We start from the raw sequence: 319 nt of genomic DNA on the forward strand, positions 1-319 counted from the left end.
CTGTTGCTGCCGGCGATCAACCTCTCGCTGTTCAAGGTCTCGCTGGTGATCCGGCTGACGCGGGCCGGCGTGCGCGAGGTCCTGCCACTCGACTATGTCCGCTTCGCCCGCGCCAAGGGCCTGCGCCTGTCTCTTATACACATCTCCGAGCCCACGAGACTCTAGGCGCGATCTCGTATGCCGTCGTCTGCGTGGAAAGGGGGGGGGGGGGGGGGGGGGGGGGGGGGGGGGGGGGGGGGGGGGGGGGGGGGGGGGGGGGGGGGGGGGGGGGGGGGGGGGGGGGGGGGGGGGGGGGGGGGGGGGGGGGGGGGGGGGGGGG

General features: G+C 77.7%; 1 protein-coding gene and 1 pseudogene. One reads left to right on the forward strand and one right to left on the reverse strand.

What is annotated here, in order from left to right; genetic code table 11:
- A pseudogene (locus JHD80_RS28890) lies at positions 1 to 126 on the forward strand (ABC transporter permease); the annotation flags it as partial.
- Positions 127 to 133: 7 nt separating this feature from the next.
- Here the strand turns inward: JHD80_RS28890 and JHD80_RS27515 are convergent.
- Positions 134 to 319, reverse strand: a 186-nt coding sequence (locus JHD80_RS27515; protein ID WP_199093782.1) for a hypothetical protein, incomplete at its 5' end; no start/stop codon positions are given.

Origin of the sequence: Allobosea sp. ASV33, from assembly GCF_016428755.1 — a bacterium.
Classification (GTDB): Bacteria; Pseudomonadota; Alphaproteobacteria; order Rhizobiales; family Beijerinckiaceae; genus Allobosea.